Here is a 13,113-nt window from a genome sequence, read left to right as displayed (position 1 = left end):
GTTCAGTCTCCGGATGATTCAAAAATTTCTTCCAGTGTCTGGGCCATCACGTCTCCATCGAGCGTCTTGCCCAGCCAGATCTCAACGCCAATCAGCCCTTGGTTGACCAGCATTCCCAAGCCATCGAGGGTCGTGCAGCCTTGCGCGTGGGCTTCCTGAAGGAAGCGTGTTTGCGGTGGGTTGGGAATGACGTCCGCAACAATCTGCCCTTTGGTCAGGCTTTTGATGTCCACAGGAGGAATCGCCTCCGGATCACCAAGGCCGATGGATGTGGCATTGATGACGATATCTGTGCCTTCGGGAACGGAAACGTCGCCCTGCCAGGGCTTGGCTTCGGCATCTGCGCTTGAGTTGTCACGTACCAGCGCAGCAATGGTCTCGGCTTTCTTGACGTCACGATTGACGACGGTGAGATGGGCGACGCCGGCCAGTGCAAGTTCAACGGCAATCGCACGTGCAGCTCCACCTGCGCCAAGAAGGAGAACGCGTTTTTCGGCTGGATCTGTGATCTCTCTCAAGGACGCCAGAAACCCCTTGCCGTCGGTGTTATGGCCCGTCAGGCGCCCGTCTTTGATGGCGACGCAATTAACTGCCCCGATCAGTTTTGCTGACTCATCCAAAGCATCGAGATGCTCCAGAACTGCGACCTTATGGGGCAGGGAGCAGTTGAACCCGACCCATTCCATGGCTTTGGCACCTTTGACGGCGGCAGCGAGATTGTCTGCCTTGACGTCACAGTTAATGTAACGCGCGTTCAGCCCTTCATGGATGTATGCGGCTTCGATCATGGCGACAGTCGGATTGTCTGCGCATGGTGTCGAAAATGATCCTGTCAGAATGCTGCGAAAGTTCTGGTCACTCATGCCTTGGCTCTCCTGTGTTGGGGCGTCCCTGACATAGAAAGACATGCTGAACAGATTGGAACCGCCTTTGAGCGGTTCAGGCTATGGATGGCAGAGAAGTGATGAGGAGAGGGGCCTACGCTGCCAGTGTGATGATCGTCCTCAGGCCGCCTTCGCCACGGTTCTGAAGGCGCACGTCGCCGCCCTGTGCCCGCAGGATTGTCCGGGCGATGGAAAGTCCCAGGCCGGTGCCACCTGTTTCACGATTGCGGCTGGTTTCGATCCGCACAAAAGGTTCGAAAACCCGTTCAAGCTCGCTCTCGGGAAGGCCGGGGCCATTGTCCTCAATGATGATGCGGGCAGTGCGATCTTTTTCTTTCTTTTTTGTCGGTGGAATGAGCGTGACATGCGCACTTCCACCATATTTCAAAGAATTGAGAATGAGATTGTTCAGCGCGCGCTTGAGTGCCACGGACCGTGCCTGAATGCGGACTGGCTGCATCGGCAACTCATAGACAAGCGCGTCTGCCTGATCCGGATGGCTTTCGGCTGCTTCATCCATGATGGTTTGCAGCAGGGTGCGCAGATCAAGGAAGACAACCTGTTCGTTAGAGGCGCTGTCACGACCGAAAGCCAGTGTGGCGGCCACCATGGCCTCCATTTCATCAAGATCCGCCAGAATCTTGTTGCGCAGTTCATCATCGTCAATGAACTCGGCGCGCAGCTTCAGTCGTGTGATGGGTGTGCGCAGATCGTGTCCAATCGCCGTGAGCATGAGCGTTCGATCCGAGACGAAACGACGAATCCGCATGGACATCGTGTTAAAGGCAATAGCAGCGCGACGGATCTCTGATGGGCCGTTTTCCGGAAGAACCGTTGAGCTGTTCACGTCCCGGCCAAGCGCTTCGGCAGCGGTGGCCAGTGTTGTGACGGGGGCGATCAGACGACGTGTGGCCCAGAGGATCAAGGCCCCTCCGAAGAGGGACATCATCAGGAACGCAATGATGAATGTCGGCGCTTCGAAAGGGTTGGGCAAGGGCATGACGTAACGGATGACAAGCCAGCACTGACCATCCGGCAACAGCATTGACGTGGAATGTGTACGAAGTTCCTGCCCGGCCCAGACTTCAAGTGGATAAAGGGATGAAGGCAGGAATGATCCGCGCATGAAAGGCGGGATTTCCCGATATCCTTCGCGGCCACCCAGTCCCGGCCCGTACCATCCTTCGGGGCCGCCTTCATGAGGGCGGTCAAAGTTCCGTTCGTCAGGGAAAGGGCCGTGTTCCGGAGCGCCAGATGGATGTTCTTCACCCGGCGGGGCTGCTCCCGGAAGGCCCGGCTCAATCATCCCTCCTGGACCAAATGGAGCCCCGCCCGGACCGAAGCCCGGCGGCGGTGCATGAAACCGCCCCTGAGAGAGCCCCCCGGATGCGAAAAAGGGGAGCGGGATTTTGTGGCTATGGATTTCCTGATCCGGCGTCGGAAGCAGCAGAACTGTTGTGTTCGACGGGATGTGCAGGTCGTCTATGGCGTTTTTCCGGTCTTCCGCCTTTGTTTCCGCAATCGTGCGGTAAATGGAAAAGACCTGGATCTGATAGTCATGCATCTGACTGCGTTCAGCCAGATCAAGGCGATCAAGCGCGTGGATCCCCAGTCCCGCAAGTTCAATAACGCCCAGCCCAACAATCAGGAGCAGGCTGGTGCGGGCGACAAGGGAACTGGGAAAAAAGCGCACGGTCAGACGCGTTCGACTTCTGCTGCAAGGACGTAACCACCACCACGCACGGTCTTGATGACCTGTGCATTCCGGCCGTCATCTTCCAGCTTGCGACGCAGGCGGCTGATGGCGACGTCAATGGCGCGGTCGAATGGTCCAGCCTGACGGCCGCGAAGCAGCTCAAGCAGCATGTCCCGGGTCAGGACGCGGTTGGCGCGTTCCAGCAGCGCGATCAGAAGGTCATATTCGCCACCCGTCAGGGAGATTTCTGCTCCATCCGGGTTGAGCAGACGGCGGCGGACCGGGTCGAGGCACCAGCCGGCAAACATGATCTTGCGGGTATCTGTGGCCTGGCGCTTTTCGGAGGCATCCACCGTCCGGCGCAGCACAGCGCGAATGCGGGCGAGGAGTTCGCGGGGATTGAACGGCTTGGCGACGTAATCATCGGCGCCAAACTCCAGCCCGATAATCCGGTCGGTTTCATCGCTCATGGCTGTCAGCATGATGATGGGGACATTATCCTGGGTGCGCAGCCAGCGGGCGACTTCAAGGCCGCTTTCGCCCGGAAGCATCAGGTCCAGAACCACAAGCTGGTAATGACCATTGGCCCAGGCTTTTCGGGCTTCACGACCATCGCGCGCAGCCGTGACGCGAAAGTGGTTCCGTTCGAGGAACTTGCTCAGAAGCTCCCGGATTTCACGGTCATCATCGACGACCAGAAGATGGGGAAGGGTTTCTGTACCCATGATAATGTTACCTTCCATCGGCTTGTGGCGCGGTTCAGGTCTGCCGCGCCACTTTCGTGCTTACGCCAGCCAGGAGGGAACCGGGAGGTTTTTCGCACGAAGGAACTCAGGGTTGAACAGCTTGGACTGATACCTTGCCCCTCCATCGCACAGGATTGTAACAATCGTATGTCCAGGACCAAGCTTCCTTGCAGTTCGGATAGCTGCTGCAACATTGATGCCTGACGAACCACCGACGGACAGGCCTTCTTCTGCGGTCAGGGCAAAGATCTGCTCCAGCGCTTCCGGGTCTGCAATTCGCTCTGCATCATCAGGTGCGCAGCCCTCAAGGTTGGCTGTGACACGTCCTTGGCCAATGCCTTCCGTGATGGAACCGCCGCTGATGGTCAGATCGTTGGATTTTACCCAGCCATAGAGTGCCGAACCTTCCGGATCAGCAAGCACGATTTTTGGGGACGTCTTGCCTGCCGCCGCAGCCTGTTCCCGCAGGCCCATTCCGATGCCTGCCAGAGTGCCGCCGGTGCCGCAGGCGCAGGTGAAGGCATCAATCTTTCCGCCCGTCTGGTTCCAGATTTCGACGGCTGTCGTGGTGCGGTGGCCTTCGCGGTTGGCAGTATTGTCGAACTGGTTAGCCCAGAAAGCGCCTGTTTCTTCAGCCAGACGACGCGACACATGAACGTAGTTGCCCGGGTCACGGAACGGCTTGGCAGGGACCAGTCGCAGGTCTGCGCCGATCATGCGTAGAAAGTCGAGCTTTTCGCGGCTCTGGGTTTCCGGCACGACGATGATCGCCTTGCAGCCCATGGCCTGGGCCACAAGCGTCAGTCCGATGCCAGTATTGCCAGCTGTTCCTTCGACAACGGTTCCGCCGGGCTTGAGAGCGCCAGTGCGGAAAGCATCTTCGATAATGGCAAGTGCTGCACGGTCTTTGACAGACCCGCCGGGGTTCATGAACTCCGCCTTGCCGTAGATGTCACAGCCGGTTTCTTCGGAGGCGCGCTTCAGACGGATGAGCGGCGTTCCGCCAATGGCGGCCGTCATGCTGGAGGAGGTGCTCTGCCACCCTGCCGAAACGGACTGGTGTGGGCTGGTGATGTCAGTCATACGTTCACTCCTGTGCTAACGGAATTATAGACCGCGTTTTGTAGGGATGAGGAAGGCCATGAAGGTACTGACAGCAAAGCAGGCATGGGACGTGCTTGCAAATGAAGCCGACAGCATCCTCGTCGATGTGCGGACACCTGTGGAATGGGCGGAGATTGGCCTGCCCGATTCTTCTGCCCTGCCAAGGCCCGTTGTGTGTCTGACGTGGCAGCCGGGTCTGGAGCAGATGTTTCTGGAAGGACTGCTGAATGCCGTGCCTGATCAGAACAGTCGCGTCCTGTTTCTGTGCCGGTCGGGGATGCGCTCCCATAATGCAGCGCTTCTGGCTGAACATGCCGGATATGCGGATGTAAGCAATATTGTCGATGGCTTCGAAGACAAGCATGGCCCCGGCACGGGCTGGCGCGCCGGGGGACTGCCATTCGTTCACATGCCGCTGTCAGGTTCCTGATCGGCGTCATAACGCACTTCAAGGACGACGCACCACGGATAGCGGCTGTCGTAGCTGTGGCCTGAACCATCAGCGATCCGGCCGTTCGCATCCGTGGGGACATGTGTCAGGGACACGGCGTCGTCCACATTGCCGCCAACGATGCTCAGCTCATGACCGAAAGGCTGGTCATTCTGATTGACGGCGGCAACGATGCCGCAATGGGCCGGGAAACCGTAAGACGTAGGCAGCATCGAGAATGTCACGGTCTTGCTACGGCCACGGCCTACGCAGATCAGATCGCCGATCTTCGGGGTGTAGCTTCCCGGATCATGCGCGCTGACACCGCTGGACTGCCCACTGGCGGCCGCATTGATATAGGTCGCGTGGTTAGGCGAATACGGGAAGCGGTCATTCGCGCCGGCGACACGCATGACGTAAGAAATGAATGCTGCCGACCAGGCGTAGCGCCCGTCATGCACGGCTTCGAAACGTGTGCCGTTCGCATCGGTTTTGCCCGTCCAGCCAGCTTCCGTTTCATACGGGTCCTGGCCAATCCACCAGTATTCACCAATGCGCTGCCACAATCCCGGAATGCGTTCCGGCTTCAGGGCAGGATCGGTGGGTTCCGGTCGGTCTTCCGGGTCATCATCTGATACGGGGGCACCGAACATCCGCCATTCACGCAGGGCAATCGCTGCGACGTCCTGACGGTTGAACGGCTCGAAATTACGGGTCGCAAAGTCCGGAACGTGGCTGTTGTAGCCCACCGGACCTGTTGTGCCGTTCGCATACTGTGCGTTGGGAGTCTGGGCCGGATACGGACGGACACTGTTCTGACTGGCGCAGCCGGTCAGTGCGAACAGGGCGGCCGTAGCAGCTGTTCGCCAGAAAATATGCGAGTCTGACACAATCATCCTCATGCTGGCTCGATGAACCTGCATCTTGAACGGCAAGTGCGATGGGGCGTCAAGAGTTGGGGCAGAGCATGGCGTGACTGCTCGCAACCGATGCCGTTATTTTGCGGAGAGTTTTAGCCGGGCAGACTGATCAGGCGCACCCTAATGAGGAAACTCTGACAGAGTGCAAACCCGGGTGCATCGACAGAAGCGTACACCCTCATGTTGAAGGCAAGTCAGGCCCCTGTTTCTGGCAGGGGCCTATCCTCACAGGACTGTCAGGAGGCGGGTTTACTGCCCGTCAGGGAACAGCCCCTTCAGCCCTTCTTCCGAAGCATCACAGCGGCCGCGTTCCGTAATCAAGCCTGTAACCAGACGGGCAGGTGTGACGTCAAAAGCCGGGTTGGCCGCCGGGCTGTTATCGGGTGCAATGCGGACGCGGCCCGGAGCACCGTTATCCGTCAGACCTGTCATGAACAGGACTTCGTTCTGGCTACGCTCCTCGATCGGGATTTCCTTCACGCCGTCCCGAACACGCCAGTCGATCGTGGAAGACGGGAGTGCCACCCAGAACGGGACGTTGTTGTCTTTGGCTGCGAGCGCCTTGAGGTAGGTGCCAATCTTGTTGGCCACATCGCCCTGCGCCGTTACGCGGTCCGTGCCGACGATGACCATGTCCACATCGCCAGCCTGCATGTAATGGCCGCCAGCATTGTCCGCGATGACGGTATGCGCGACACCATGGCTGCCGAGTTCCCAGGCCGTGAGTAGGCTGCCCTGATTGCGGGGGCGTGTCTCATCCACCCACACATGCACAGGGATGCCTTCGTCGTGCGCCATGTAAATGGGGGCCAGTGCTGTTCCCCAGTCCACCGTGGCAATCCAGCCGGCATTGCAGTGCGTGAGAAGATTGACGCGGCCTGTCTTACCTTTGCGCTCCCAGATTTCGCGGATCAGGTCCAGTCCATGGCGGCCGATGGCTTCATTGACCTGCACGTCTTCATCACAGATCGCATCGGCTTCCACATATCCGGCTTCAACGCGCTCTGCTGGCGTGAGCGCGCGCAGACGCGTCACCATGCGTTCAATGGCCCAGCGCAGGTTGATGGCGGTCGGGCGTGTCTCGATCAGATCAGCAGCCGCTTTTTCCAGCGCAGCATCGGATGCGTCGTTCTGCAGGGCAAAAACTAGACCATAGGCCGCAACGGCACCAATCAGCGGAGCACCCCGAACCTGCATGCTGCGGATTGCATGCGCGACAGCGCCGACGTCGCGGAGTTCAAGCACCTCCACTTCCCATGGAAAGCGGGTCTGATCGAAAATGCGGATGCTTTTGGCGTCGTCAGACGGGCGCCAGATGCTGCGATAGGCAATGCCATTGATCTTCATTGGATGCTCCTGGGAGACGCTCCGGCATTCAGGGCGCGGAACAGAAAAGACGTCTTATAGCGCATGTGCGCGATACACTCCGCGAACTCAAGAGTGGAAACCCCCGGGCCGTATTGCGCGTTGGGCGGATATTACCTTGCGAGTGTTCAGAAACCGGTAGTATGAATTGTATTACGTTTCGTGTCTGGATTCTCTTTCTAGCTGTAGGGAAAGATAATGGCCTCTCTCGTGAACCCCGGAAATACAGCCGTGCGCTCGTCTGACGCTCAGCCACGTCTTTCCACGAAAAACAGGTCTGCCAACATGACGGCGCTGGAAAAATACCGTCTGCTGCGGGAGAATCGTAAGGTGGTGCGCCGCCAGAAGCTTGAACAGGAAAAGCGCCAGATCTCTTCCTGAGCAGGCCTCTTTCACTCTTCTGCCTCAGGCTGTTAAGCCTCATCCTCGCTCGGCCCCTTGTTTGTCGGGCCGGATCTGGAAAAGGGCTGAGCAGTGTCTCTGCGTGTACTGACGGTTCTGCCGCCGCGTGAACTTTATGCTGAGGGCCACGCTGGCGCGATTTCCCTACTCGTCAGCCGCGTGGCCCTCTGTGATGATCGGATTATCGGCAGAGCTGTCTCCGGCGTGCCATTGCCGGGCGGCAAATTTGTTCCTCTGAAGCGTGGCATATGGCCACTTCCTCAACGCCTGAACTATGCGCTGTCCTGCGTTCACGCAGCCCGACACTTCCGGCCTGATCTGATCGAGGTTCATAACAGGCCCGATCTGGCCATGGCGCTGTCTCGTGTCGCTCCCGTCCGGCTGCTTCTGCACAATGATCCGCGCTCCATGAGGGGCGCTAAAACTGCGAAAGAAAGATCCCGGCTCGCCGCGAAGGTGCTGGTGTGCGCTGTGTCCCAATGGGTTGCGACGTGTTTTGCAGAAGGCAGCGATACATCGCCACGCGTCGAAATTCAGCCGAACTGTGTGGATCTGTCCGTATTGCCAGCTGAGCGCCCGCGGAAAAAACAGGTTCTGTTCGCGGGACGGGTGGTCGCAGACAAGGGGGTAGATGCTTTTGTCTCAGCCTGGGCAAGTCTTCGGCATCAGTATCCGGACTGGACAGTTGTCATTATGGGCGCAGACAGATTTGGCCCTGATTCACCGGAAACCCCGTTTTTGACGCGGTTGCGCCCTCAGGCGGCACAGGCGGATGTTCTGATGACTGGTTATCGGTCCCATCCGGATGTTCTTGAAGCTATGACAGAAGCAGCTGTTGTTGTTGTGCCAAGCCGCTGGCCGGAGCCATTTGGCATGACGGCGCTGGAAGCCATGGCATGCGGGGCAGCTGTGATCGTCTCGCCATTTGGCGCGCTGCCGGATGTAGTCGGGGACGCGGCCCTGCTAGCGGCCCCGGATGCTTCCGGAGCGCTAGAGGCGGCATTGGGTCAACTGATGGATAACCCGGCACTCAGAGCGGAGCTGGGCCTTAAGGGCCGCGAACGGGCCGCTCTGTTCAGTCTGGAGGCTGCCCGCGCGCGCCTTGTCGCGTTGCGTCAGGCAGCCATTGCCTTCAGTCGCGGTTCGGTGGCCCCATGAAGGTCGGGTCGATCGCGTCCGGGACGTGACGTGCCAGAATTTCGTCCACAGCCTTCTTTTCTTCGTCGGTCAGAGACCAGCCGAAAACATCCTTCACGCCGGAGACCTGTTCAGGCTTGCGTGCGCCCCAGAGTGCGATGACTGGCCCCTGATCCAGAACCCAGCGTACAGCGAAGGCGAGAACGGACTTGTCGCGCTTGGCGGCCAGCTCCTTGAAGTCTTCGACTGCGGCGAGATAGCTCTCGAACTTTGGCTTCTGGAACTTCGGATCACCTGAACGCAGGTCATCTTTCGGGAAGCTCGTATCCTTGTTCATCTTGCCGGAGAGCAGTCCGCGGCAGAGCGCGCCATAAGCGAGCACCACGGCGTTATTCTTCTTGGCGTATGGGAGAATATCTTTTTCGCAGGTGCGTTCGAACAGGTTCAGCGGGGGCTGAATTGTTGCGAGTGGGGCGACTTCGCGAAAGATATCCATCTGCTCCGGCGAGAAATTGCTAACGCCGAGCGCCCGGATCTTGCCTTCCTGATGAAGTTTCTGCAGCTCGCGTGCGCTTTCATCGATGGGAGTCTTGTCATCGGGCCAATGGATCTGTTCGAGATCAATCGTTTCGACCCGCAGGCGGCGCAGGGAGTCTTCCACTTCCTTGCGGATGCGGGCAGGGCGGGAATCACGGAAAACCTTGCGGTCTTCGGGTTTGTCATCCGTCCAGTTCAGGCCCAGCTTTGTCGCAACGAAAGCCTTGTTGGGCTTTTCGGCCAGTGCCCGGCCAACAACTTCTTCTGAGTGCCCGAAGCCATAGACGGGTGCCGTGTCGATGAAATTGATGCCGTCATCGAGAGCTGCATGGATGGTGCGAACGCCGTTTTCATCGTCCGGCCCGCCCCACATCCAGCCGCCAATGGCCCAGGTGCCGAGAGCCACGCGGGAAACCGGAGTGTCGATGCCGGGAATGAGAATGGTGTCTGAGGACATGCCTGTCTCCATAAGAAAGGGACTATTTCAAAAAAGCGCATTCGGATGGAGGTGGTTGCATGGAAAGTCGAAACCCGCCATCCACAATGTCCATGCGCCTGTCTTCTTTTTCCCTGACCCGCCTCGGCCAGTGGCTTGCTGTTCTGCTGCCGCTGACACTCACGCATCTCAGAGGGCTGGCGGAAGCCGACCTCGATATTCTTGCCGTTCTGCTGTTGGTGCAGTCGGCACGAACGCGGCAATGGGACTGGGCAAGAGAGCCCTGGGTCATCGCGACCTTCTGTTGGTGGGGCTGGCAGGTTTTGTGCACAGTCTGGGTCTCGCCCGGTCATGGGGCACTGGGCCAGTCTCTGGCGGCCATCCGCTTTCCGCTGGCTGCCGCAGCGTTGGGCTGCTGGCTGTTGCGCGATGACGTCTGGCGCAAAAGAGCGCTCTGGGTCACGTGTGGATGCGGGCTCTACATTGCATTCCAGATTATGGTTCAGGCGGCGTTCGGGCGAAATCTGTTCGGCGTGCCGCGCTTCCATGATGGCACTCTTACAGGCCCTTACACGCACCCCCGTGCCGCTGCCCCGCTGTCACGTCTTATTCTGCCGATGCTGATGCTTGGTTGTACTTTGATCGAAGGGTGGAAAAGTCGTTGGTCCCGCACTCTGGGGCTCTGCGCTGCGACGGTTCTTGCTGTGGCCGTCATGGTCCTCGCGGGGCAGAGAATGCCGTTCGCGCTTTCGCTGTTCGGAATTGGTATCTGCGCGCTTCTGTATCGGCCGATGCGCCCGGCAGCGCTTGTTGCGGCGGCGATGATGCCGCTTCTGATCTTTGCTGCAAGTGCGCTGTCGCCCGGTAGCTTCTCACATCTCGTTGTGCTTGCCCGGCAGCAGTTGACGCATTTCAGCCAGTCTCCTTACGGCGAGATTTACACGCATGCTGTGGTGATGGCGCAGGAACACCCTTTGCTGGGGCAAGGCTATGACGCCTATCGCCATCACTGTGATGACCCGGCGACGTTCCACGGTCTGTCGTGGCTTTCCATGGCAACGCCAGAAAAAGGCTGGCGCGATCTCTGTGTTCAGCATCCGCACAATCATTATCTTCAGGCTCTGGTGAACGCCGGCATTCCGGGCCTGATCCTGTTTGTGCTGATGGTGGCCTGCTGGCTCAAGGCGCTCTGGCCGGGACGGCAGGGTTCAGCCATTGCAATCGGTCTTTTTGCTGCGGTCTTCATTCAGGAATGGCCCATCGCGTCCTCTTCGGATTTCATGAATCTGCCGTTGGGTGGATGGGGATTTCTGATGCTCGGTCTTGGGTTAGCCTATCGCAACGGCTTTCAAGACAGGGCGCGCGGGCCTATATCGTAAGCAGATTACGGAGGCACCCCCATGTCCAGCACCAGTGATCCGGCACGCGCCGGAACCGTTCCCGTTACTGTTCTGACCGGCTTTCTTGGCGCCGGTAAAACCACCCTGCTTAACCATATCCTGACTGCTGAGCACGGCCGCAAATATGCCGTGGTCGTCAATGAGTTTGGTGAGCTTGGCGTGGACAATGACCTCGTGGTGGATGCCGACGAGGAAGTGTTCGAAATGAACAACGGCTGCATCTGCTGCACCGTGCGTGGCGATCTGATCCGCATTCTCGGTGGGCTGCTGCGTCGTCGCGGGCGCTTTGACGGGATCATCGTCGAGACAACAGGCCTTGCCGATCCGGCGCCTGTCGCACAGACGTTTTTCGTGGATGAGAACATCCGTGAGAAGGCCCGTCTTGATGCTGTCGTGACAGTTGTTGATGCCTTCAACATCATGCAGACGCTGGAAGAAAGCCCGGAGGCCGCCAGCCAGCTCGCATTTGCGGATGTGATCGTTCTGAACAAGACCGACCTCGCCGATGAAGAGCGCCGCAAGGAAATCGTTGCCCGCATTCGCCAGATCAATGCCGTGGCTGAAATTCACCAAGCCCAGCATGGCGGCGTGAAGCTGACGGATATTCTGGATCGTGGTGGCTTTGACCTTCAGCGCGCCCTGTCCACGATGCCGGATTTTCTGGAAAACGATCATCACTCCCATGAAGAGGGCATCGTCAGCATTTCCCTCTCTGTGAAGGAGTTGATTGACCAGCGGCGCTTCCAGGCCTGGATTGGCGCGCTCCTGCAAGAGCAGGGTGGCGATATCCTGCGCTCCAAGGGCATTCTGCACTTCAAGGGTGAAGATCAGCGCTTTGCGTTTCAGGCCGTGCATATGATGGCAGATGGTGATTTCATCGGCCCCTACCGTGAGGGAGAAAGCCGGGATTCCCGTCTGGTTTTCATTGGCCGTAATCTGAACCGTCCGCAGCTTCGTCGCGGCTTTGAAAGCTGCATCGCGGAATGACACGGGAAATCATTGAAGATCGCGGCGCAGAACGCCGCTTCGAAAGCCCGATCATCGGCGTTGCGTCGTCACGTGATGGCAAGACTTTGGCTGCTGCCACGGCGGACGGTGAGATCATTCTTATTCCGCGCGACAAGATGAATACGCTTGGCGCCTGGACGGTTCTCTCGGTTCACGAGGGGGCGTTGTGCCTGTCACAGGACAGCCTGCCGGATGCTTTTCTAACGGGCGGCGAGGACGGAAAACTTGTCCGCACGTATGCCGATGGCCGGACGGAGATTCTGAGCGAAGGACGCCGGTGGGTGGACTGTATTGCGTCATCCACCACACATTTCGCTTTTTCGGCTGGCCGGGAGCTTGAAGTCCGTGCGGCTGAAGGCACGACAACGCTTAAGAAGCTGGATCATCCGTCATCTGTGACGGGCATTGTTTTTGATGCCAAGGGCAAGCGCGTTGCGGCCTCGCATTACAACGGTGCGTCTGTCTGGTTCGTGCAGGCCAAGGTCGATACGGTGCGCCCGTTCGAATGGAAAGGCAGCCATATTGGCATTGCCATTCATCCGGGTGGGGAAGCTCTCGTGACGTCCATGCAGGAAAATGACTTGCATGGCTGGCGTCTGGCCGATGGGCACAACATGCGCATGAGCGGCTATCCGAAGCAGGTGCGGTCCATGGCGTTTACGCGCAATGGCCGTTGGCTGGCGACGGCCGGGGCGGATGCCATTGTGCTGTGGCCGTTCTTCGGTGGCGGCCCGATGGGCAAGGCTCCGTCCGAGCTGGCCCGTTTGCCGGGGCTGTTTGTCAGCGCTGTGTGCCCGAACCCGAAGGAAGACATCATTGCGGCCGGCTACGAAGACGGCACTGTTCTTCTGGCTGAGATCGGGGGCGGGGACCAGCGTGTACTGCCTCTCTGCTCAGGCCAGAAAGCTGCACGTGGCAAGGTGACGTCCGTGTCCTTTACTCCGCAGGGCGGGGCTATCATCTTTGGAACAGAAGATGGGACAGTTGGTGTTGTGGATCTGTCCGCTGCAAGCTGAACGTTGCTTCAGACTGTCATGAAAAGGAGGCC

13 protein-coding genes are annotated in these 13,113 nt (G+C 58.8%); 6 read left to right on the top strand and 7 right to left on the bottom strand.

Annotation, left to right across the window (positions count from 1 at the left end):
- Positions 1-2: 2 nt before the first annotated feature.
- The 4 genes from aroE to GCE01_RS02745 form a co-directional block, all read right to left on the bottom strand.
- Positions 3-863, bottom strand: a complete 861-nt coding sequence (gene aroE / locus GCE01_RS02760) for a shikimate dehydrogenase (protein ID WP_099210758.1) — start codon at positions 861-863, stop codon at positions 3-5.
- 115 nt (positions 864-978) lie between these two features.
- A complete protein-coding gene (locus tag GCE01_RS02755; protein ID WP_099210756.1) occupies positions 979-2,577 on the bottom strand; it encodes an ATP-binding protein in 1,599 nt (532 codons plus the stop codon).
- Between the two features lie 2 nt (positions 2,578-2,579).
- Positions 2,580-3,305: a response regulator gene (locus GCE01_RS02750; RefSeq protein WP_046900890.1), complete on the bottom strand. Its 726-nt coding sequence runs from the start codon at positions 3,303-3,305 to the stop codon at positions 2,580-2,582.
- Positions 3,306-3,365: 60 nt separating this feature from the next.
- On the bottom strand, positions 3,366-4,409 hold the full coding sequence (locus tag GCE01_RS02745) for a cysteine synthase A (RefSeq protein ID WP_099210754.1): 1,044 nt from the start codon (positions 4,407-4,409) through the stop codon (positions 3,366-3,368).
- Positions 4,410-4,467: 58 nt separating this feature from the next.
- On the opposite strand from GCE01_RS02745, the gene GCE01_RS02740 reads away from it, so the two are divergent.
- Entirely contained in the window at positions 4,468-4,860 is a 393-nt protein-coding gene (locus GCE01_RS02740) for a rhodanese-like domain-containing protein (protein ID WP_174694771.1), read from the top strand.
- On the opposite strand, the gene GCE01_RS02735 is transcribed toward GCE01_RS02740, so the two are convergent.
- Together GCE01_RS02735 and mtnA are read right to left on the bottom strand one after the other, a co-directional pair.
- Positions 4,836-5,756, bottom strand: a complete 921-nt coding sequence (locus GCE01_RS02735) for a DUF2272 domain-containing protein (RefSeq protein WP_086634000.1) — start codon at positions 5,754-5,756, stop codon at positions 4,836-4,838. The genes GCE01_RS02740 and GCE01_RS02735 overlap by 25 nt on opposite strands.
- A gap of 273 nt (positions 5,757-6,029) precedes the next feature.
- Entirely contained in the window at positions 6,030-7,127 is a 1,098-nt protein-coding gene (gene mtnA, locus GCE01_RS02730) for an S-methyl-5-thioribose-1-phosphate isomerase (protein ID WP_099210752.1), read from the bottom strand.
- A gap of 249 nt (positions 7,128-7,376) precedes the next feature.
- Here mtnA and GCE01_RS02725 point away from each other — a divergent pair, with 249 nt between their 5' ends.
- Together GCE01_RS02725 and GCE01_RS02720 are read left to right on the top strand one after the other, a co-directional pair.
- Positions 7,377-7,526, top strand: a complete 150-nt coding sequence (locus tag GCE01_RS02725; RefSeq protein WP_232309094.1) for a hypothetical protein — start codon at positions 7,377-7,379, stop codon at positions 7,524-7,526.
- A gap of 99 nt (positions 7,527-7,625) precedes the next feature.
- Positions 7,626-8,705 (top strand): glycosyltransferase family 4 protein, encoded by a 1,080-nt coding sequence (locus tag GCE01_RS02720; protein WP_099211119.1) that lies wholly within the window; start codon positions 7,626-7,628, stop codon positions 8,703-8,705.
- On the opposite strand, the gene GCE01_RS02715 is transcribed toward GCE01_RS02720, so the two are convergent.
- Positions 8,680-9,678: an aldo/keto reductase gene (locus GCE01_RS02715; protein WP_046900003.1), complete on the bottom strand. Its 999-nt coding sequence runs from the start codon at positions 9,676-9,678 to the stop codon at positions 8,680-8,682. The genes GCE01_RS02720 and GCE01_RS02715 overlap by 26 nt on opposite strands.
- 59 nt (positions 9,679-9,737) lie before the next feature.
- Between GCE01_RS02715 and GCE01_RS02710 the strand changes: the two genes are divergently transcribed.
- Genes GCE01_RS02710 through GCE01_RS02700 form a run of 3 tightly spaced genes read left to right on the top strand, consistent with a single transcriptional unit; the run spans position 9,738 to position 13,081 of the window.
- Positions 9,738-11,036, top strand: a complete 1,299-nt coding sequence (locus GCE01_RS02710) for an O-antigen ligase family protein (RefSeq protein ID WP_244591053.1) — start codon at positions 9,738-9,740, stop codon at positions 11,034-11,036.
- Positions 11,037-11,057: 21 nt separating this feature from the next.
- A complete protein-coding gene (locus GCE01_RS02705) occupies positions 11,058-12,044 on the top strand; it encodes a CobW family GTP-binding protein (RefSeq protein ID WP_099210750.1) in 987 nt (328 codons plus the stop codon).
- Positions 12,041-13,081, top strand: coding sequence for a WD40 repeat domain-containing protein (locus GCE01_RS02700; RefSeq protein WP_099210748.1), 1,041 nt, complete (start codon positions 12,041-12,043; stop codon positions 13,079-13,081). The genes GCE01_RS02705 and GCE01_RS02700 overlap by 4 nt, the downstream gene beginning before the upstream one ends.
- Positions 13,082-13,113 lie beyond the last annotated feature (32 nt).

Origin of the sequence: Gluconobacter cerinus, from assembly GCF_002723935.1 — a bacterium.
Lineage (GTDB): Bacteria > Pseudomonadota > Alphaproteobacteria > Acetobacterales > Acetobacteraceae > Gluconobacter > Gluconobacter cerinus.
The sequence above is the reverse complement of the archived record's forward strand: the minus strand, read 5'-3'. Positions and strand labels throughout refer to the sequence as shown.